The 20,195-nt window shown below is 54.8% G+C and carries 18 protein-coding genes; 11 read left to right on the top strand and 7 right to left on the bottom strand.

Annotated elements, in window-relative coordinates; translation table 11 throughout:
• The first annotated feature begins 64 nt into the window (after positions 1–64).
• Positions 65–1,051 carry a threonine/serine dehydratase gene (locus ACLL9E_RS12940; protein ID WP_411292149.1) on the top strand — a complete coding sequence of 329 codons (987 nt, stop codon included), beginning with the start codon at positions 65–67 and terminating at the stop codon, positions 1,049–1,051.
• Here ACLL9E_RS12940 and hemA read toward each other — a convergent pair.
• Positions 1,039–2,259 (bottom strand): 5-aminolevulinate synthase, encoded by a 1,221-nt coding sequence (gene hemA / locus ACLL9E_RS12935; RefSeq protein WP_411292148.1) that lies wholly within the window; start codon positions 2,257–2,259, stop codon positions 1,039–1,041. The two genes, ACLL9E_RS12940 and hemA, sit on opposite strands and share 13 nt — an antisense overlap.
• 129 nt (positions 2,260–2,388) lie before the next feature.
• Positions 2,389–3,192, bottom strand: a complete 804-nt coding sequence (gene murI, locus ACLL9E_RS12930; RefSeq protein WP_411292147.1) for a glutamate racemase — start codon at positions 3,190–3,192, stop codon at positions 2,389–2,391.
• A gap of 121 nt (positions 3,193–3,313) precedes the next feature.
• Between murI and plsY the strand changes: the two genes are divergently transcribed.
• From plsY to topA, 3 genes are all read left to right on the top strand, one after another.
• Positions 3,314–3,892: a glycerol-3-phosphate 1-O-acyltransferase PlsY gene (plsY, locus tag ACLL9E_RS12925; protein WP_411292152.1), complete on the top strand. Its 579-nt coding sequence runs from the start codon at positions 3,314–3,316 to the stop codon at positions 3,890–3,892.
• Positions 3,893–3,900: 8 nt separating this feature from the next.
• Entirely contained in the window at positions 3,901–4,995 is a 1,095-nt protein-coding gene (dprA, locus tag ACLL9E_RS12920; RefSeq protein ID WP_411292151.1) for a DNA-processing protein DprA, read from the top strand.
• A gap of 92 nt (positions 4,996–5,087) precedes the next feature.
• Entirely contained in the window at positions 5,088–7,655 is a 2,568-nt protein-coding gene (topA, locus tag ACLL9E_RS12915) for a type I DNA topoisomerase (RefSeq protein WP_411292146.1), read from the top strand.
• 48 nt (positions 7,656–7,703) lie between these two features.
• On the opposite strand, the gene era is transcribed toward topA, so the two are convergent.
• Genes era through lepB form a run of 3 tightly spaced genes read right to left on the bottom strand, consistent with a single transcriptional unit; the run spans position 7,704 to position 10,149 of the window.
• Entirely contained in the window at positions 7,704–8,597 is an 894-nt protein-coding gene (gene era, locus ACLL9E_RS12910) for a GTPase Era (RefSeq protein ID WP_411292145.1), read from the bottom strand.
• A complete protein-coding gene (gene rnc, locus ACLL9E_RS12905; protein WP_411292144.1) occupies positions 8,594–9,262 on the bottom strand; it encodes a ribonuclease III in 669 nt (222 codons plus the stop codon). Before rnc ends, era begins: the two co-directional genes overlap by 4 nt.
• The gene (lepB, locus tag ACLL9E_RS12900) at positions 9,259–10,149 is read right to left on the bottom strand and encodes a signal peptidase I (protein WP_411292143.1); all 891 of its coding nucleotides are present in this window, start codon (positions 10,147–10,149) and stop codon (positions 9,259–9,261) included. Before lepB ends, rnc begins: the two co-directional genes overlap by 4 nt.
• Before the next feature lie 122 nt (positions 10,150–10,271).
• Between lepB and pgi the strand changes: the two genes are divergently transcribed.
• Together pgi and gorA are read left to right on the top strand one after the other, a co-directional pair.
• On the top strand, positions 10,272–11,774 hold the full coding sequence (gene pgi / locus ACLL9E_RS12895) for a glucose-6-phosphate isomerase (RefSeq protein WP_411292142.1): 1,503 nt from the start codon (positions 10,272–10,274) through the stop codon (positions 11,772–11,774).
• 95 nt (positions 11,775–11,869) lie between these two features.
• A complete protein-coding gene (gene gorA / locus ACLL9E_RS12890; RefSeq protein WP_411292141.1) occupies positions 11,870–13,216 on the top strand; it encodes a glutathione-disulfide reductase in 1,347 nt (448 codons plus the stop codon).
• Here the strand turns inward: gorA and ACLL9E_RS12885 are convergent, their stop codons facing one another.
• The gene (locus ACLL9E_RS12885; protein WP_411292150.1) at positions 13,217–13,846 is read right to left on the bottom strand and encodes a glutathione S-transferase; all 630 of its coding nucleotides are present in this window, start codon (positions 13,844–13,846) and stop codon (positions 13,217–13,219) included.
• On the bottom strand, positions 13,839–14,780 hold the full coding sequence (locus ACLL9E_RS12880; RefSeq protein WP_411292140.1) for a rhodanese-related sulfurtransferase: 942 nt from the start codon (positions 14,778–14,780) through the stop codon (positions 13,839–13,841). The genes ACLL9E_RS12885 and ACLL9E_RS12880 overlap by 8 nt, the downstream gene beginning before the upstream one ends.
• 144 nt (positions 14,781–14,924) lie before the next feature.
• Between ACLL9E_RS12880 and ACLL9E_RS12875 the strand changes: the two genes are divergently transcribed.
• From ACLL9E_RS12875 to scpA, 5 genes are read left to right on the top strand one after another with little or no spacing between them, the layout of a single operon-like run.
• The gene (locus ACLL9E_RS12875) at positions 14,925–16,451 is read left to right on the top strand and encodes an acyl-CoA carboxylase subunit beta (RefSeq protein ID WP_411292139.1); all 1,527 of its coding nucleotides are present in this window, start codon (positions 14,925–14,927) and stop codon (positions 16,449–16,451) included.
• Between the two features lie 18 nt (positions 16,452–16,469).
• The gene (locus ACLL9E_RS12870; protein ID WP_411292138.1) at positions 16,470–16,856 is read left to right on the top strand and encodes a hypothetical protein; all 387 of its coding nucleotides are present in this window, start codon (positions 16,470–16,472) and stop codon (positions 16,854–16,856) included.
• Positions 16,853–17,317 carry a methylmalonyl-CoA epimerase gene (mce, locus tag ACLL9E_RS12865; protein WP_411292137.1) on the top strand — a complete coding sequence of 155 codons (465 nt, stop codon included), beginning with the start codon at positions 16,853–16,855 and terminating at the stop codon, positions 17,315–17,317. Before ACLL9E_RS12870 ends, mce begins: the two co-directional genes overlap by 4 nt.
• Positions 17,314–17,928, top strand: a complete 615-nt coding sequence (locus ACLL9E_RS12860; RefSeq protein ID WP_411292136.1) for a glutathione S-transferase family protein — start codon at positions 17,314–17,316, stop codon at positions 17,926–17,928. The genes mce and ACLL9E_RS12860 overlap by 4 nt, the downstream gene beginning before the upstream one ends.
• A 9-nt stretch (positions 17,929–17,937) precedes the next feature.
• A complete protein-coding gene (gene scpA, locus ACLL9E_RS12855; RefSeq protein WP_411292135.1) occupies positions 17,938–20,079 on the top strand; it encodes a methylmalonyl-CoA mutase in 2,142 nt (713 codons plus the stop codon).
• Positions 20,080–20,195: the final 116 nt, after the last annotated feature.

The following is a 20,195-nucleotide window of genomic DNA, read 5'->3' as shown; positions in this document are numbered from 1 at the left end:
TCTTGCTCATCTGTAGTTTCCTCTTATCAGAGATTCGTTCAGCGCACGCATATAGGGGCCTTTTATGACAGGACAAGAATTGGCTGCAGCCAGCAGAACGCCAACACATGAAGGCGTAAAAAGAGCGATGGCAAAAATTGCAGATATCCTGCCTAAAACGCCGTTGCTTCCGCTTGATGTCGATGGCGTGACCATCTGGTGCAAGGCCGAGATGCTTCAGCCGATTGGTTCGTTCAAGATCCGGGGCGCGTGGCACCGGCTTTCTGACTTGAGCGCCCAAGAGCGGGCACTTGGCGTTGTGGGCGTATCGAGCGGGAACCACGCACAAGGCGTCGCATGGGGCGCACGAAGGCTTGGAATAGACGCAACAATCGTCATGCCTTCCAACGCACCTCAAATGAAACTGGATGCGACAAGAGCGCTTGGTGCGAAAGTCGTATTATACGACCGCGCGACCGAATCGCGTGACGCTGTCGCTGCTGGCCTGACTGCTCAGAGCGGCGCGACACTGGTGCATGCCTTTGGCGACCCGTGGGTAATCGAAGGGCAAGGCTCCGCTGGTATAGAAATCGCCGACCAACTGAAGGCAATTGGCCTCAGCGGACCAGACATGATTGTATCATGCTGCGGAGGGGGCGGGTTAGCGTCGGGCCTTGCGCTGGCTTGTCCTGATGCAGAAATAGCCATTGTTGAACCCGAGGGCTGGGACGATATCATCCGGTCTCTTGAGGCGGGTGAGATATTACCAGTCGAAGATTTATTGCACCCGACCTATTGCGATGCCTTGCAGACGCCTCAGACCTATCCCGTTAATTTCAACGTTTTGCGGCAGCGTGTGTCGCGTGGCGTCTCGGTGACAACAGACGAAGTTGCCGCAGCCATGCGTGTGGTGTTTGAAAAGCTGCATCTTGTTGTTGAACCGGGCGGGGCGGTTGCGCTTGCCGCTGTTCTTGCCGGCAAATTGCAGCCGAAAGGCGTCACTGCAGTGACATTGTCCGGCGGCAATGTGGATCGGGAAATCTTCGTTAAGTTGTTGGCTCAGGCGGCCTGAGCAACCCGGATTTCCATCCGTCCCCAGATTTCCACAAGTGCAGACGTCAAACTACGCATCATGGCCTCGTCATGCTGCGGACCCGGCGTGAAGCGCAAGCGCTCCGTTCCGCGCGGAACGGTGGGATAATTGATGGGCTGCACATAGACGCCATATTCGGCCAGCAATATGTCGCTGATCTTCTTCGCCTTGACTGGGTCACCGACCATCAAGGGCACGATATGCGTGTTGCTCATCATCACCGGCAGGCCAGCGTCGGCAAAAAGCATTTTAAGCATGGCGGCATTGGCCTGCTGTGCGTCGCGCTCTTCGCTTGATGCCTTCAAATGACGGACAGAAGCCAACACACCGGCCACCAGTACAGGCGAAAGGGACGTCGTGAAGATAAAGCCGGGCGCGTAAGAACGGATCACGTCGATGATGTTCCGGTCGGCCGCGATATAGCCGCCCATGACACCAAATGCCTTGCCGAGCGTGCCTTCAATAATTGTGATTCGATCCGCCACTTCATCACGCTCGGAAATACCGCCGCCGCGTGCGCCATACATGCCAACGGCGTGAACTTCGTCACAATAAGTGACCGCGTTATATTTGTCGGCAAGGTCACAGATTGCACCAATGGGTGCAACATCGCCATCCATCGAATACACGCTTTCAAACGCGATGAGTTTTGGGACTTCCGAATCGTCGGCAACAAGCAATTCTTCGAGATGTGCAAGATCGTTGTGCCGCCATACGCGCTTTTCGCAACCCGCATTGCGGATGCCTGCGATCATGGAAGCGTGATTCAGTTCATCCGAATAAATGATGCAACCAGGCAGGACCTTGGCGAGCGTCGATAGGGTCGCGTCGTTGGACACATAGCCAGACGTAAACAACAATGCGCCGTCCTTGCCATGAAGGTCGGCAAGTTCGGACTCGAGCTCAATGTGGTAATGCGTATTGCCGCCGATGTTGCGGGTCCCGCCGGAGCCAGCACCTACATCGTGCAGCGCGTCTTCCATGGCAGCGATCACCTTGGGATGCTGTGCCATGCAGAGATAATCGTTCGAACACCACACCGTGATATCCTTGGGTCCATTATGCCCGGCAAAACACCGCGCATTGGGATAAGACCCTTTATTGCGCAGGATGTCGATAAACACACGATAGCGGCCTTCGGCATGAAGCCGGGCAATCGCCTTTTCGAAAACAGCATCGTAATTCACGGATACTAACCTCGGTTTACGCCACGGCTGTGGCACCTCGTTGGCCATTAATCGCGGGAAATGCAAAAATCCAGCGCGAACGACTTGCAATAAGCATCATTTCTGATGCGCTTATTGCGATATTTTCGTTCAGAGTGATGTAATCTGCGTCAAACCATAAGAATATAGCGCAGGCCGTAGCGTCTCTAGCGCCAATATGTCTCCCGTCGTCACAAATATCCCCGGCGCGGCTCGGTCGGGCCAGCTTTGATCCCGCATTAAATGGCAGATGCGCCGGGCAATTCCATAGGCTCCATCAACAAATTTCATGGTCGGTGCAACAGCTTGCAATTCATCCTGAACAAGCGGGAAATGCGTGCAACCAAGCACCGTGACGTCTAAGCGACCGCCGTCTCGTTGGTCGATCAAGCCAGCCATTGCACTTGCATAAACCGCAGGGTCAACGCTTTCACCGCGCAACTTCAACTCGGCAGCGTCCACCAATTCTGGCGCGGCGTGGCGTAACAATGTCATGCCCTGCGCATGGTCGGTATGCAGCCGGTCAACATAGGCCTGACGAATCGTCGCTGCGGTCCCAAGTAGCCCGATGACGCCTGACTGCGTCGTTTCAGCAGCCGGCTTGATGGCAGGTACGGTGCCGACAACCGGCACGTCCAGAGCGGCGCGCACATGCGTTAGCGCAACGGTGCAAGCGGTGTTGCAGGCAATCGTCACGAGCTGCGGCCGAAAACGCTCAACTAAGCGTCCAAGCAAGGCAGGAACGCGTGCAGCTATTTCCGCCTCGCTCTTCGTCCCGTAAGGCAGACCGGCATAATCTGCCGCAAAAATGATGGGCGCATTTGGCAACGCGTCCTGAACAGCCTTCAATACCGAGAGCCCACCAATCCCCGAATCAAAAAACAGCAGCGGCGTGATATTGTGGTCGTTTAACATGAAACGCGGGTATACCGCTAAAGCCCGGCTTGCAAGTTGATGGCCTTGAGCGGGCGGAACAAAACAGCTACACAATACAGAGATTTAGAGGATTCGGCTGGTGAATGATTTTTGGTTCAACATGGGGGCGAGCTTGCTGCTTGGCTATGCGCTCGGCTCAATCCCCTTTGGACTGGTGCTCACCCGCATATCGGGCGGCGGCGATATCAGGACCATTGGCTCGGGCAATATTGGTGCAACCAACGTCCTGCGGACCGGACGCAAGGGACTTGCTGCGCTTACGCTGCTCTTCGACCTCCTGAAGGGCCTATTTGCCGTCTGGCTGGCCAACGAATTTTTCCCGGGTGGAGCTATTTTGGCGGCGGCGGGTGCGTTTTTTGGGCACTTATATCCCGTTTGGCTGGGGTTTAAGGGCGGCAAGGGCGTTGCGACCTACGCAGGGATCTTGTTCGGATTGTTTTGGCAGGGCGGGGCGATTTACGCGGTTATTTGGGTAGGTCTTTTAGTGATAACCCGGATTTCATCCCTGGCTGGATTAGTAGCAGCATTATCCGCCCCTATAGCGGCCGCCATTTTCGGTTATTATGATCTGGTTGCGATGCTGACAGCTTGCACCCTCATCATTTTCTGGAAACACCGGGCGAATATCGAAAGCCTGATGGATGGCACCGAACCGCGTATCGGCAAAAGCAAAAGCTGATCGTGCAAATGGTGGGAGGCCGCGAACTATTTGACCAGCTACGGCTCATACGATCTCCTAACATCGGCCCAGTCAGCTATCGGCAGCTCATTGCCCGTTTCGGTAATGCGCGCGCCGCATTGGAAGCTCTGCCGGACCTTGTTCGGCGCGGCGGCGGTGCGCAGACCTTGCTTGCCAGCGAAGCCGCGATTGCCCGTGAACTAGAATTTGTCCATGATTTTGGCGCGCGACATATTTTCATCGGTGATGCCGACTATCCGGCGTTGCTTTCGCATTTGGATAATGCGCCGCCGGTTATGTGTGTGAAAGGAAATCTTGGTCTTTTGTCGCGCCCGGCGGTTGCTGTGGTCGGTGCACGCAATGCGTCGGCAGGAGCGTGTCAGTTTGCAAGGCAACTGGCCTACGACCTTGGCCAAATGGACTTATCGATCGTGTCCGGTCTAGCCCGCGGAATTGACACCGCTGCGCACGCAGGTTCAATCGGTAGCGGCACCGTCGGGGTAATCGCCGGTGGCATTGACATTGCCTATCCGCCCGAAAATCGCGCGCTTCAGGATGCAATCGCCGAGAGAGGTCTCCTGATTGCCGAACAGCCGCCGGGCACAGAACCACGTGCGCGGCATTTCCCTTATCGCAACCGCATTATCGCAGGCGCCTCAAACGGAACCGTCGTGATTGAGGCTGCGCCAAAGTCGGGTTCACTGATCACTGCGCGACTTGCCGCAGAGGCAGGACGCGAAGTCATGGCTATTCCCGGCTCGCCGCTTGACCCGCGATCGCGCGGGTGCAACCAGCTTATTCGGGAAGGCGCAATATTGGTGCAAAATGCTTCGGAAATTGCCGAGCTCGTTGCGCCGCTTGACCCTCGAATGTTCGCGCCAGTTGCAACGTTTGTTTCGCCGATCATGTCCTTGTCCAACGATCGGAGCAGTGTTGAACGCAGCGCGGTCATGGACTTGATGGGCATGACCTATGTGTCGGTCGATGAGTTGGTGCGGCAGTCTGGCAGCAGTCAGGCGACCGTCCAGATGGTGTTGCTCGAGATCGAGCTTGCCGGAAAATTGGAGCGTGGAGCCGGCGGGAAAGTCCGTTTGGCCGCATGAAATAATCGACGCATTTTTCATCTTGACGACCCCCGCTTCACCCCCTCAGCCTGTACGCGTACGCGAGAGATTTTGGAAAAGCACAAATTATCATGCAATTAGTCATCGTTGAATCACCTGCAAAAGCTAAGACAATCGAGAAATATCTGGGGCCTGGATTTAAGGTTTTGGCGTCCTATGGCCATATCCGCGATTTACCGCCAAAAGACGGGTCGGTGGACCCGGACAATGGCTTTGAAATGCTTTGGGACAATTATGCCGACAAGGCGAAACAGTTAAAGGCAATCACAGACGAGGCCAAAAAGGCCGACGGCCTTATCCTTGCAACCGACCCTGACCGCGAAGGTGAGGCGATCAGCTGGCATGTTCAGGAAGTGCTCGCAAAGAAGAAGGTGTTGCCCTCGAAAGTTGGGCGTGTGACTTTTAACGCTATCACCAAGCAGGCTGTGACCGACGCGATGAAACATCCGCGCGCGCTGGATGTGGACTTAATCGATGCATATCGCGCGCGCCGCGCGCTTGACTATCTGGTCGGCTTTACTTTGTCGCCTGTGCTTTGGCGCAAATTGCCCGGTGCTAAATCTGCTGGCCGGGTACAGTCGGTTGCCTTGCGCCTGATTGTTGAACGCGAACGCGAAATCGAGGCATTCCGGGCGCAGGAATATTGGTCCGTAAAGGCAGGTATGGAGCATAAAGGGCAAAAGTTTGATGCCCGATTAAACCAATATCTTGGCAAGAAACTCGACAAGATGGATTTGAAAAACGAGGCAGATGCGGAATCCGCGCGCCTTGCCGTGGAATCTGGCCAATTCCGTGTGGAAAGCGTCGAGACGAAGCCAGTTACGCGCAGCCCGCAGCCGCCCTTCACAACATCGACCTTACAGCAGGAAGCCTCGCGCAAACTGGGCTTTTCGGCCAGCCACACAATGCGTATTGCGCAGGGCCTTTATGAGGATGGCGCAATTACCTACATGCGTACCGATGGCGTCCAAATGGACCACAGCGCCATTTCGGCTGCACGCAAATCCATCGCCGATCGCTTCGATAATGGATATCTGCCCGAGAAACCGCGGGTCTATCAGACCAAGGCCAAAAATGCGCAGGAAGCGCATGAAGCTATTCGTCCGACTGATTTTACCAAGGACAAAGTAGGTTCAGGCGACCATGGCCGTCTATATGACCTGATTTTCAAGCGCGCCATGGCGAGCCAAATGGCTTCAGCGCGCATGGAACGCACGACCGTCGATTTGCTCGATGGAACGGGACAGACTGGTCTGCGCGCAACTGGACAAGTGATGAAGTTCCCGGGCTTTCTTGCTGTTTACGAAGAAGGACTGGATGACAGCGACAGCGAAGATGGCGCTATCCTGCCTGCTATGGCGGTGGGTGATTTGCCGGCTAAACACGCCGCTGAAAAAACCCAGCATTTTACGCAACCACCGCCGCGGTTTTCAGAAGCAACGTTGGTGAAACGTCTTGAAGAACTGGGTATTGGCCGGCCATCAACCTATGCATCGACCATTCAGGTGCTTAAGGACCGCGCTTATGTTCGGGTAGAAAAAAACCGTTTCTTTGCAGAAGAATCGGGGCGTTTACTCACAGCATTTCTCGAAAGATTTTTTGAACGGTATGTCGCATATGATTATACCGCTGGTCTCGAAGATCAGCTGGACGAAATCAGCGGGGGCCGGGCCGACTGGCAGACGTTCCTAGAATCCTTCTGGCGCGATTTTAAGCCCAAGACCGCTGAAGTTATGGAGCAAAAGCCGTCGGAAGTGACCGCCGAGCTCGATATATTTCTGTCGCCTTATTTGTTTCCTGAGCGCGAGGACGGAACGGACCCACGGCTGTGCCCAAAATGCGGTGAAGGCAGGCTCGCCTTGCGCGGCGGGAAATTCGGCGCGTTTGTGGCCTGCTCCAACTACCCGGATTGTAAATATACCCGCAAATTCGCCCAGCCAGGGGGAGACGCAGGGGAAGATACCGGGCCAGAGGTCCTCGGTCAGCATCCAGAAACTCAGTTGGAAGTCAGCCGCAAATCCGGTCGCTTTGGTCCCTATTTCGAAATGGGTGAGGGCGCTGACGTTAAACGCGCTTCCATCCCCAAGGATGTTCCGGCAGAGGATATTGGGCTGGAATGGGCGGTAAAGCTCTTGTCGCTGCCAAGGACGATTGGAACGCACCCAGAGAGTGGCGAACCAGTCACCGCAAGCATTGGCCGTTATGGGCCTTATTTGGCGCATGCTGGCAAATATGCCCGGCTACAGTCAACGACTGAAGTGTTCGAGACCGGCATGAACAGCGCGGTTGTGAAACTGGCAGAAGCATTGGCCAACCCAGGCCGTGGCCGTGGGGCAGCACGGGCGCCCTTAAAGGAATTCGGCAAGCATCCGCGTACTGATGCCGAGATCAAGTTGATGGAAGGTCGCTTTGGTCCATATGTGACCGATGGGACAACCAATGCGACATTGCCCAAGTCGATTTCGGCGGATGAATTAACGCTAGAAGAAGCCGCTCAATTGATTGATGCCCGCGCGGCTATGCCGCCAAAGGGTAAACCAAAGAAGAAGGCTGCGCCCAAGAAGAAAGCGGCACCCAAAACGGCTGCTCCCAAAAAAGCTGCTGTAAAATCTAAACCCAAGGCCAAAGCGAAAAAATAGCAGGATGGCTCCGCCGCCTTTGATAAAGTCAGGGCGGCGGACGCGTTTTTATTCGACCCACTCAAGCCCTATGTCGCGGTACAGATTGCGGTCTTCGTCCCACTTGGCATAGACCTTAACGTGCAGATAGAGATGGACTTTCACCCCCATAAGTTTCGACAGTTCCATGCGCGCTGCTTCGCCAATGGCCTTGATGCGCGTACCACCTTTGCCGAGAACAATGGCGCGCTGAGTCGGGCGGGCAACAAGGATTTGTTGGTGTATCTCAAGCGAGCCATCCTCACGTTCGCTGTATTTTTCGGTTTCGACTGCGCTGGCGTAGGGGAGTTCTTCGTGTAGTTGTAGATATAGCTGCTCGCGGGTGATTTCGGACGCGATCAGGCGATCGGTAGCGTCCGAAACCTGGTCTTCGGGGAAATGCCATTCCCCCTCGGGCATAGTCTCCGCCAGCGCCGATTTGAATTCTTCCAAACCATCGCCCGTGGCCGCGCTGATGTAGTAAATCTGTTCAAACGCGCATTTATCCGTCAGTTTTGTCGTTAGCGCGAGCAGTTTATCCTTCGCCGCAATATCAACCTTATTCAGAACAAGCCATTTGCGTTCTGGCCGATCCTTAAGCCCTTCAAGGATTTTTTCGACCTTTGGTCCGGCGCCGGCACGGCCGTCAACGATCAAGGTAATCAGGTCGGCATCACCAGTGCCATCCCAAGCAGCGGCAACCATGGCGCGGTCAAACCTGCGCTGGGCGGCAAATATGCCCGGCGTGTCGACCAAGATGATTTGCGTCTCGCCCGCCAAGGCAACGCCGAGCATACGCGTTCGCGTGGTTTGGGCCTTTGGACTGACAATCGCGACTTTCTGTCCAACAAGAGCGTTGACCAAGGTCGATTTGCCCGCATTTGGGGCGCCGATAACAGCAACATGTCCACATCTTTTGGTCATGCGTTGGCTTCCAGAAATGCAAGGGCAGCAGCAGTTTCGGCAGCTTGCTTGCTATTGGCTGATGCCGTGACGGGCGCAAAGCCCTTGACGGTAACGGTGATTTCAAATCTCATGGCGTGGGGAGGGCCTTCTTTTTTGGTAATGACATATTCTGGAACCTTGCGGCCATGGGTGGCGCACCATTCCTGAAGTTCGGATTTGGGGTGTTTGGGTGCCCCATTGGCGGTTTCGAGCAGGGGACCCCATAGTCGTTCGATGAGCCTGCGTGCAGCATCCAGACCATGGTCAAGATAGTGCGCGCCGATGATTGCCTCCATGACGTCACCCAAGACGTTGTCGCTTTGTTGTGCACCGTCGTCGCGCGCTTGCTTACCAAGCCGCAGATAAGGCGGCAGGCCGATTTGGCGGGCAATGTCAGCACAGGTAGCGCCCGAGACCAAAGCATTAAGACGGTGCGAAAGACGTCCTTCTGCCTCATCTTTGTAACGATGGTAAAGCATATCGGCAATGACCAGACCCAAAATCCGATCGCCCAGAAATTCCAGCCGCTGGTAATCAGGCTGCCCGGTACTGCCATGTGTTAAGGCGCGGTAGTACAATTCCCGGTCTGTCGGGGTTTCGGGGAGCAACGCGGCCAGCCATAGGTCGTGGTCGCTGTTAGTCAAAAACCCTGTCCCATACGTTCAGGACGCATGGCGGTGAACCACGTCCATGGTAGCAACCAATAGGAAGAGCCATCAGTGGAAAAAACAGATACGAGCGCACGTCCAACAAGGTTCTCTTGTGGTACTATGCCAATGGCGCCCGGCTTATCGATGGGCGACCACCGGCTGTCTGCGCTGCGGTCGCGATTGTCACCCATAAGAAACAGGTCATTTTCACCAACAACAAATGCCTCGGTATCGTCACCCTCTAGACCGTTTTCGAGGTCAAGAATTTCATAGGTCTTGCCCTCAGGCAATGTCTCACGAAAGCGGGGATAACGACACTGCGTTCCGCCGTCGACGCTTGGCTCTTCCATATTCGCCCGCCAGCAGGGAAACGGGTTGCGGTCAAGCTCTGCTGTATCGCGCATGTTCTGCGTGACCGGTATCACCAAGTCTTCAATGCGCTCTTTCTTTACGGCAACACCGTTGATTTCCAATATGCCGTTGCGCATTTGGATGACGTCACCAGGCAGGCCAATGACCCGCTTAATATAGTCCGTTCCGTTGGACATCGGGGCCTTGAACACCACGACATCGCCGCGATCGGGTTGGCTCGCGAATATTCGTCCCTGAATAACAGGTAATGAAAAAGGCAGGCTGTTATTTGAATAGCCATATGGCCATTTCGCGACCAACAGATAGTCGCCGATCAGCAAGCGCGGTTGCATGGACTCCGAAGGAATATTAAACGGCGAAACGATGAAACTGCGCAGGATGAGAACGAACAGGGCAAGTTTCAAAAGAAAACTTCCATATTCGCGCCATTCTGAGGATGCCGTTGATGAGGACTGCTGGGCGGACGCGGCTGCGTTGTTTACGTCCGGCTTTTCGGTGTTTGAAGTCACATAATCTCGCAAAATAATAATGTCGGATGACGGTTTGGCTGGCCTTTTATCTTGTAGGCGCGTTATTTGCCAGCGCCGAGATTCACAAGAGGGCGGTCAAGCCGTCAAGCAAAGGAAAATTGATGACTGACGACCTTTGGACTGAGTTGGAACAACATCAGCCTTCATCGCTCACGGATCTATTTGCATCGGACAAGGATCGGGTTGGTCGTTTGACATTGGAACAGTCCGGACTGCGTTTTGATTTGTCCAAAACGCATCTTGATGATGAAGTCATTGGACTTTTCACAAACCTTGCCGATCACATGAATCTTGAAGGCGCTACGGCAGCTTTGTTTGCTGGTGCAGTAGTCAACGTGACTGAAGATCGCGCGGCAGAGCATCCTGCAGAACGTGGCAACGGAGACGTAAGCGCCGTAGCCAATGCGCGCGCTCTTCAGGACAGAATGCGTGGCCTCGTTGAAGCGATTGATGCAGGTGCAATGGGCGATATCCAACACATTTTGCATATCGGTATTGGTGGATCCGCGCTTGGTCCCAAATTGCTCGTAGACGCGCTTGGCCGCGATGGCGCGCGTTATGACGTCAAAGTTGTTTCCAACATCGATGGTGCGGCGCTGACCGAAGCGGTGAAGCATATGGATCCTCACAAGACAATCGTTGCCATCGCCTCCAAAACCTTCACCACTACGGAAACGCTGCTGAACGCCACGAGCGCGATGGAGTGGATGCGCGACGGCGGCGTTGACGACCCATATGCGCAGCTGATCGCGCTGACGGCCTATCCTGAAAAGGCCCTCGAGTGGGGCATTGATCAAAGCCGAATACTGCCCTTTAACGAAGCTGTAGGGGGCCGATATTCTTTGTGGTGCTCGATTGGCTTTCCGGTTGCGCTTGGCCTGGGGTGGTCAGTGTATCAGGAATTGCTTGAGGGCGCCGCCGCGATGGACCGCCATTTTCGCAATACACCCGCGTTACAAAACGCACCAACGATGGCAGCGTTTGCGGATTTATATTATGCCCAAACCAAGGGATGCCAGACCCGCGCGGTTTTCGCCTATGACGAGCGTTTGCGCCTGCTGCCGGATTATTTGCAGCAACTTGAAATGGAATCCAACGGCAAATCCGTAACCGCTAATGGTACGCCATTGGGTCGGAAAAGCGCGCCTGTAACATGGGGCGGTGTGGGCACCGATGCACAACACGCCGTATTTCAGTTGCTTCATCAAGGAACACACCTAATTCCAGTTGAATTTGTCGCCAGCAAAACGCCAGGACATGATTTTGATACGGCGCATCATGAAACATTACTCGTGAACTGCTTTGCGCAAGGCGCTGCCTTGATGGCAGGCCTGAAGTCGGATAATTTGGCCCGCAACTATTTTGGCGATCGGCCATCGACGACGATTCTGATGGACGACGTCACGCCGTCAACGCTCGGTGCTTTGATTGCCTTTTACGAGCACCGGACATTTGTGAACGCAGTTTTGCTGGGCATCAACCCGTTCGACCAATTTGGCGTAGAGTTGGGCAAGCAAATCGCCAAACGTATCAGCGACAACGGCCCAAGCGGTTTTGACCCATCGACTAGTGCTTTGATTGAAGCGGCGCTTGGGGATATTTAAGCGATCGCAATTTGTTCGATAAGTCAGGTTGGGAATTCTTATTGGTAAATGCACCCGACATCGCCATATCGCCCTGACACTGGAAAGAATAATATATGGCTGAATTTGATTACGACCTTTTTGTCATTGGTGCGGGCTCCGGCGGCGTCCGTGCGTCGCGAATTGCCGCGTCGCATGGTGCACGGGTCGCTATTGCAGAGGAACATCGCGTTGGTGGCACATGCGTCATCCGGGGATGTGTGCCCAAAAAGCTATTGGTCTATGGGGCACATTTCGCTGAAGACATTCAGGATGCCCAGCGTTTTGGCTGGGATACGAAGGGTGCATCGTTCGACTGGAATATATTGCGCGACAATGTGGCAGCCGAGGTAAACCGGTTGGAAGGCCTTTATGGTCAGACACTTGGTAACAATAAGGTCGAAGTTTTTCACGAACGCGCGGTTATCACTGGTCCAAACAGCGTCCGGTTATCTGGCGGGCGCGAAATCACGGCCACGACGATCCTGATTGCGACCGGTGCATGGCCATCCGTGCCTGTCATCCCCGGGGCTGGCCATGGCATCACTTCAAACGAAGTGTTCAGCTTGCCTAAGCTGCCAAAACGCGCAGTCATCGCAGGCGGCGGGTATATTGCAAATGAGTTTGCAGGTATTTTCAATGAATTAGGCGTCAAAGTTAATCTTGTAACACATGGTGACCGCGTGTTGCGCAGTTATGACGACGAGATCGTCGACAGGCTGGTCGACATAAGCCGCCACAAGGGCATCGATATCCGTTTCAACTTCGCCTTCAAATCGATCACCAAAAGGGACGATGGTACCCTCCTGCTCGAAGGAAACGATGGCAAAACGATTGAAACCGATTTGCTGTTGTGGGCCATTGGCCGAACGCCACACAGCACGGGGTTGAATCTTGAACAAATCGGCGTAGAACTCGGCAAGGATGGATCCGTTAAGGTCGGAGACGACAGCCGTACCAATATCCCCAGCATATACGCCGTCGGTGACGTCACCAACCGCGTGCAGCTCACCCCAATTGCCATCCGCGAAGGGCATGCATTTGCTGACAGCGTCTTTGGGAACAAGCCGCGCACCGTGAACTATGATTATATCCCAACCGCGGTTTTCAGTAATCCCCCAATTGCCAGCGTAGGCATGACCGAGGCAGAGGCGCGCGCGGAATATGACGACGTCAAGGTATACAAAAGCGATTTCCGCGCGATGAAAAATGTTCTTGCGGACCGGAATGAGCGCGCTTTGTATAAAATGGTCGTGGCTGGTTCCGAAGAGCGCGTCATTGGCCTTCATTTGATTGGGCCAGACAGCGGTGAAATATTACAAGCGGCGGCCATCGCCGTCAAAGCTGGGCTGACCAAGCAGGATTTCGACGATACCGTTGCCTTGCATCCAAGCATGTCGGAAGAGCTGGTTTTGATGAAGTAATCAGGGGAAGTAGGTCGGCAAGTCGCCGTGCTTCCATTGCGGATATCGCGTCATGATCTGCGCGAACAACCTACTCGTTGCCAGCGTTTCCAGCCATACTTGCAGCGCTGGCCAGGGCTGCGCGGCGAACCAGTCCGCGTCGGTCGCGGCAAATTGCCTGACAAAGGGGACCGTCGCGATATCGGTAAATCCGCGTCTTGGCCCTGCAAGGTAGGGCGAAGAAACCAACGCATTTTCAAGCGTCTCCAGATGCGTACCTGCAGAGTCACGATGCGCCAGCCCGTCGGCCAAGCCGTATCGGTGCGGATATTTATAGCGGTCCAGTGCGTGCTTGAACGGGCCGTCATTGTCGACAATCAAATCTTTGTCGATATGTTCCAGCCAGCCTTCGGGATCGCTCCGGCCGAGCGCCCAGCGCATGATATCAAGGCTTTCTTGCAGCACAGTTCCGTCTGACAAGGCCAAGACCGGTACTGTTTCCTTCGGTGATGCCTCACGAAGTTCCGGAGGCTTATCACGCAGCACCACTTCGCGTAGTTCAACGTGCACCCCGCTCACGGCTATCGCCATGCGTGCACGCATTGCGTAGGGGCACCGCCGAAAGCTGTAGAGGATGGGGCGATCAGTCATCGCTGCGCGGGTTGACGCCGATATGTTGCTCACCCCGTTTCTTGGCCAGTGCAATCTGTCTTTGACGTTCGGCAAACCGTGCCCGGTCGTCGTCACTGCGCTCGGCAAAACAAGCGGGACAGGATACGCCTTCAATGAAATGTCCCGAAGCCCTGTCCTCTTTCGAGATCGGGCGACGGCACGCGTGGCACAGTTCCATTTCGCCTAATTCAAGGCCGTGTTTCACTGACACACGTTCGTCGAACACAAAACATTCGCCTTGCCATTTGCTTTGTGCTTCCGGGATGTTCTCTAGATAGCGCAATATCCCGCCCTCAAGGTGATAGACTTCTTTGATACCCTCGGCTTTCAGGAAGGCAGTCGATTTCTCGCACCTAATTCCGCCCGTGCAGAACATAGCGAATTTGGTTTTGCCTGACGTCAATTCCGCCCGATGCGCACGGAACCATTCGGGAAACTCGCTGAAAGATTTTGTCTGTGGGTCGACCGCGCCTTCAAAGCTCCCGATCGCCACCTCATAATCATTGCGGGTGTCGATCAGCACGGTGTCAGGGTCGCAGATCAGCGCGTTCCAGTCTTCTGGTTGCACATAAGTGCCCACCTCACGCTTCGGATCGATCCCGTCGATGCCAAGCGTGACGATCTCTTTTTTGATGCGTACCTTCATCCGGTAAAAGGGCATTTCCTCGGCATGCGAATATTTGACGTCGAGATCGGCGCAGCCCGGAAGTGCACGCAGATAATTGATGAACGCATCGATTGCCGACGGGCTGCCAGCGATGGTGCCGTTAATACCTTCGTGCGCGAGCAATATCGTGCCTTTGATGCCGCCCGCTTTGCACTGTTCCAATATTTGCGGCTGAAGCATTTCTGGCGCGTCAAACGAAACAAACCGGTACAGCGCCGCGACTTTGATGGGATGAAGGTCTTCCATATTGCGGGCCTATACCCTGCTTTTTGCAATTTTGCAGCTTCGATTGTCCGCACCGGCGCGCGCAATTTAATCGCATGATTAATTTGCAATTGCATTGACAGGATGCCAAAGCTTCACGCAACAAAATTGCTTATGGGGAGTGCCATGTCGGCCAATATCGCTGAACTGGAAGCGCGACGCGCCGCGTCGAAAATGGGTGGTGGGCAAAAGCGGATTGATGCCCAGCATGCCAAAGGCCGCCTGACCGCGCGTGAACGGCTCGACATATTGCTCGATGAAGGTAGCTTCGAAGAACTTGACGCTTATGTCACGCACAATTGCACTGATTTCGGGATGGCGGATCAGAAAATCCCCGGCGACGGCGTGGTGACGGGCAGCGGCACGATCAATGGTCGCCTCGTTTATGTTTATAGCCAGGATTTCACGGTCTTTGGCGGCTCGCTTTCCGAAGCGCATGCGATGAAGATCTGCAAGGTCATGGACAATGCAATGAAGGTCGGCGCGCCCGTGATTGGCCTTAACGACAGCGGCGGCGCGCGTATTCAGGAAGGCGTCGCAAGTCTCGGGGGCTATGCCGAGGTTTTCCAACGCAATGTGCTGGCGTCCGGCGTCGTCCCGCAAATCAGCCTCATCATGGGGCCATGTGCCGGCGGCGCGGTGTATAGCCCTGCGATGACGGATTTCATCTTCATGGTGAAGGACAGCAGCTACATGTTCGTGACTGGTCCAGACGTTGTCAAAACGGTGACCAATGAGGTCGTAACGCAAGAAGAATTGGGTGGTGCGATTTCGCATACGACGAAATCGGGCGTGGCCGACAATGCATTCGAAAATGATGTGGAGGCGTTGCTTTCGGTCCGCGATTTCTTCGACTATTTGCCCGAGAATAATCGCACTGGTGTGCCGGAGCGTCCTACCGAAGACGCGTGGGATCGTATTGAGCCCAGCCTCGATACGCTGATCCCGCCAAGCGCAAACCAGCCATATGACATGCATGAGCTGATCCGCAAAACGGTCGACGAAGCTGACTTTTTTGAAGTGCAGCCAACACATGCAGCAAACATCATCATTGGCTTTGGCCGAATCGAAGGCCGCACGATCGGTATTGTTGCTAATCAGCCGATGGTGCTGGCCGGCGTTCTCGATATCAACAGCTCCAAAAAGGCCGCGCGCTTTGTGCGCTTTTGCGACGCGTTTGAAATTCCGATCGTCACCTTTGTTGACGTCCCCGGATTTTTGCCCGGAACGGCGCAGGAATATGGCGGCATCATCAAGCATGGTGCGAAACTGCTCTTCGCTTATGCCGAGGCAACCGTTCCCAAAATCACCGTTATCACCCGCAAAGCCTATGGCGGCGCCTATGACGTGATGGCGTCGAAGCACTTACGCGGTGACCTCAATTATGCGTGGCCGACCGCGGAGATCGCTGTGATGGGCGCGAAAGGCGCGGTAGAAATCATTTTTCGCGGTTTATCGAGCGAGGAGCAAGCGGTGAAGACGGCGGAATATGAAGACCGCTTCGCCAACCCCTTTGTCGCGGCGAGCAAGGGCTTTATCGACGAGGTGATCTACCCGCATTCGACACGGAAGCGGATTGCGCTGGGCTTACGAAAATTGAGGAACAAGGCGTTGGAAAACCCTTGGAAGAAGCATGATAATATTCCGTTGTGATAAGGAGGGATTGACAAAATGGAATGGTCGACGCTCGATATAGTCAGTGGCTTCTTTTATACTTGGGTTGTCGGATTACTTCCTGCAGTTATTGCCCGTTACGTGGTCGTAAAGAGGCCTTTGTCAAATAGGTCATCGATTATTATAGCGTTAGTTTTCTGCATTATTTTCGCTATTGGAGGTATGTTTTTTAAAGGTTTTGCGGGTGATCCCAGTCCGCGATTTAGTCCCGCATGGGTTTTGGTTTTCTTCGTTGCTCGTTGGATTATGCGGCGGAGTGGTGACTCTCAAGCTGACCTTATTGCCAAACTTCAGGTCATGATTGATTACCCTGCTACTGAACCGGATCGACTGGTTTGGGCCAAGGATCGCCTTGCCAAATTGCAAATAAAGACTGCCAAATGAAACTCGGCCGTCTCAACCACATCGGCGTCGCAACGCCATCCATCGCGGATAGCATCGTATTCTACCGCGACGTCATGGGTGCGACCAAAATCCATGATCCGTTCGACTTGCCCGAACAGGGCGTCAAGGTGTGCTTTGTCGACACGCCGGGTGCAGATGGTGCGCTCAACGGCACGCAAATTGAGTTGATCGAGCCTTTGCCGGGGAATGCCTCCATCACCGCGTTTCTCGAGAAGAACCCAGCGGGTGGACAGCATCATGTCTGTTACGAGGTACCCGATATCCATGCCGCCAAGGCCGAATTTGAAGCGATGGGCAAACGCGTGTTGGGCGAGCCACGTATCGGCGCGCATGGGACGCTGATATTCTTTGTGCATCCCAAGGATATGCAGGGGGTGCTGACAGAAATTATGGAGGTTCACACTGGCAATGATGCCCATGCGAGTGGCACCGCATCATGATTTTATACGATACGCCAAGTCCAGCCCCAAACCCGCGCCGGGTCCGCATGTTCGCAGCGGAAAAGGGCATTGTTCTGCCGCTTCAGTCCGTTTCGCTGATGGCGCGCGAGCACAAAAGCGCGCAGCATCTCGCGCGCAATCCGCTTGGCCAGACGCCAGTGCTCGAACTGGACGACGGCACGACAATATCGGAAAGCGTCGCCATCTGCCGTTATCTTGAAGCTATCTATCCAGATGTGCCTTTGTTCGGCACCAGCGCGCTTGAAATCGCCCAAGTCGAAATGTGGATCCGGCGTACCGAGTTCACGCTGGGCGGGCCAGTGCGCAATTACTGGGTGAATGTCCATCCGTTTACCGCGCAGGTCGTGCCTGAACGGTTCGAGGATTTCGGCAACGCCAATGTCCCGCACATTATGGCCGCGATGGCATTTTTCGACGCTGCACTAGCACACAGCACTTTCATTGCCGGCGAGCGGATATCGATGGCAGATATCGTATTGCTGTCGACTATCGATTTTGCGGCATTTATCGGGTTCGCGATACCGGAAAATTTGACCAATTTGCGTCGCTGGCATGCAGACATGTCCGCTCGGCCGAGCGCGCGTGCTTAAGGATATCTCATGAGCAAAGCAGACATTTCAGACTGGACCCAAGCCGCGGCTAAAGAGGTCAAGGGCAAGGACCTCACATGGCACACGCCGGAGGGCATCGCCGTAAAGCCGCTATACACGGCCGAAGACGCCAATGGGCAGGGGATTGATCCCGGCCTGCCCGGTTTTGCGCCGTTCACGCGCGGCGTGCGTGCGTCCATGTATGCAGGACGCCCATGGACCATTCGCCAATATGCGGGCTTTTCAACAGCCGAGGAATCCAACGCCTTTTACCGGCGCAATCTGGCTGCTGGGCAGAAAGGTCTTTCAGTCGCCTTCGACCTTGCCACGCATCGCGGTTATGACAGCGACCATCCACGGGTGGTTGGCGATGTCGGCAAGGCTGGCGTTGCGATTGATAGCGTCGAGGACATGAAAATCCTCTTCGACGGCATCCCGCTTGACCAGATGTCGGTGTCGATGACGATGAACGGTGCAGTAATCCCGATCCTCGCGTTTTTTATCGTCGCAGGTGAAGAGCAGGGAGTTGCCCAGGCGCAGCTTGACGGTACGATCCAGAACGACATCCTCAAGGAGTTTATGGTCCGTAACACCTATATCTATCCACCTGAGCCATCGATGCGGATCGTGTCGGACATCATTGCCTATACCAGCGCACATATGCCGAAGTTTAACAGCATTTCGATCTCGGGCTACCACATGCACGAGGCTGGCGCGACTGCTGTGCAGGAGCTTGCGTTCACCATCGCGGACGGCAAGGAATATGTGCAGCGCGCCATGGCTTCAGGGCTTGATATCGATGCCTTTGCAGGCCGCCTGTCGTTCTTCTTCGGGATCGGGATGAACTTTTTCATGGAAGTGTCAAAGCTCCGCGCAGCCCGGACGTTATGGTACAATGTGATGAACGAGCTTGGCGCAAAGGACGAACGTTCCAAGATGCTGCGCACACATTGCCAGACGTCGGGCGTTTCGCTGCAGGAGCAAGACCCATATAATAACGTGATCCGCACCACGATTGAGGCAATGGCCGCAACATTGGGCGGGACGCAATCCTTGCACACTAACGCGCTGGATGAGGCGATTGCTCTGCCGACGGATTTCTCCGCGCGTATTGCCCGAAATACGCAAATCGTGCTGGCAGAAGAAAGCGGCATTACCAAAGTTGTCGATCCGCTTGGTGGGTCTTATTATGTCGAGGCTTTGACAGCTGAGTTAGTTGAACAGGCGTGGACCATCATCGGTGAAGTAGATGCGCTTGGTGGAATGACCAAGGCGGTTGCGTCAGGCATGCCAAAACGCCTGATCGAGGAAGCTGCCGCCGGGCGTCAGGCACGCGTGGACAAGGGCGAAGACGTCATTGTGGGCGTGAACAAATATCGGCTTGAAACCGAAGACAAGCTCGACACCTTGGAAGTCGACAATGACTTTGTCCGGCAAGGCCAGATTGTTCGGATAGCAGCCACACGCGCCGCGCGTGATGATGCAGCGTGTACGGCGGCACTTCGCGCATTGACTGAGGGTGCCAAGGGTGGTGCAAACCTTCTGGCTCTTGCGGTCGACGCCGCTCGCGCACGAGCAACGCTTGGCGAGATATCTGATGCGATGGAGCTGGTGTTTGGCCGCTACGCAACCACGCCAGTTCCGGTTCAAGGGATCTACGGCAGTGCGCATGAATTTGACAAACGCTGGGGTCAGGTTTTGGATGGCGTTGCGTCTGTTGAGCGTCGCTTGGGACGCAAGCCAAAATTGCTTGTAGCGAAATTGGGACAGGATGGCCATGACCGGGGCGCGAACGTTATTGCTTCGGCTTTCTCTGACATGGGCTTTGACGTCGTTAGTGGCCCTCTGTTTCAGACCCCGGAAGAAACCGTTGTGATCGCGCTCCAGCATGATGTCGACGTGGTTGGCGCGTCCAGCCTTGCTGCCGGGCACAAAACGCTTATCCCCGAACTTGTGAAAGGCTTGCGCGAAGCAGGGCGCAGCGACATCAAGGTCATCGCAGGCGGCGTAATTCCACCGCAAGATTATGATTATCTGCGTGAGGCAGGCGTTCAGGGGATATATGGGCCGGGCAGCAATGTCGTTGAGTGCGCTGCCGATGTATTGACCTTGTTAGGGCACAATATGCCGCCGTTGAACGATGCCGCTTGAGAACAATTGCCACCGTCATACTGAAACAAGTTCAGGGTGACGCTAATGATAAGGGAAATTATGTCTAATCAAGTCCGCACCGATTGGACTCGTCCGGAAATCGCCGCCTTGTTTGA

This window comes from Sphingorhabdus sp., from assembly GCF_046596595.1.
Classification (GTDB): domain Bacteria; phylum Pseudomonadota; class Alphaproteobacteria; order Sphingomonadales; family Sphingomonadaceae; genus Sphingorhabdus_B.
This window is presented reverse-complemented; position numbering and strand designations above follow the sequence as displayed.

Bases quoted from the DNA above. Each gene is read 5' to 3' on its own strand.
- plsY (WP_411292152.1), top strand. From the start codon at position 3,314: ATGGGGGCGAGCTTGCTGCTTGGCTATGCGCTCGGCTCAATCCCCTTT.
- ACLL9E_RS12870 (WP_411292138.1), top strand. From the start codon at position 16,470: ATGGAATGGTCGACGCTCGATATAGTCAGTGGCTTCTTTTATACTTGG.
- murI (WP_411292147.1), bottom strand. From the start codon at position 3,192: ATGTTAAACGACCACAATATCACGCCGCTGCTGTTTTTTGATTCGGGG.
- dprA (WP_411292151.1), top strand. From the start codon at position 3,901: ATGGTGGGAGGCCGCGAACTATTTGACCAGCTACGGCTCATACGATCT.
- topA (WP_411292146.1), top strand. From the start codon at position 5,088: ATGCAATTAGTCATCGTTGAATCACCTGCAAAAGCTAAGACAATCGAG.
- ACLL9E_RS12875 (WP_411292139.1), top strand. From the start codon at position 14,925: ATGTCGGCCAATATCGCTGAACTGGAAGCGCGACGCGCCGCGTCGAAA.
- pgi (WP_411292142.1), top strand. From the start codon at position 10,272: ATGACTGACGACCTTTGGACTGAGTTGGAACAACATCAGCCTTCATCG.
- ACLL9E_RS12885 (WP_411292150.1), bottom strand. From the start codon at position 13,846: ATGACTGATCGCCCCATCCTCTACAGCTTTCGGCGGTGCCCCTACGCA.
- scpA (WP_411292135.1), top strand. From the start codon at position 17,938: ATGAGCAAAGCAGACATTTCAGACTGGACCCAAGCCGCGGCTAAAGAG.
- ACLL9E_RS12940 (WP_411292149.1), top strand. From the start codon at position 65: ATGACAGGACAAGAATTGGCTGCAGCCAGCAGAACGCCAACACATGAA.
- mce (WP_411292137.1), top strand. From the start codon at position 16,853: ATGAAACTCGGCCGTCTCAACCACATCGGCGTCGCAACGCCATCCATC.
- era (WP_411292145.1), bottom strand. From the start codon at position 8,597: ATGACCAAAAGATGTGGACATGTTGCTGTTATCGGCGCCCCAAATGCG.
- ACLL9E_RS12860 (WP_411292136.1), top strand. From the start codon at position 17,314: ATGATTTTATACGATACGCCAAGTCCAGCCCCAAACCCGCGCCGGGTC.
- ACLL9E_RS12880 (WP_411292140.1), bottom strand. From the start codon at position 14,780: ATGGAAGACCTTCATCCCATCAAAGTCGCGGCGCTGTACCGGTTTGTT.
- gorA (WP_411292141.1), top strand. From the start codon at position 11,870: ATGGCTGAATTTGATTACGACCTTTTTGTCATTGGTGCGGGCTCCGGC.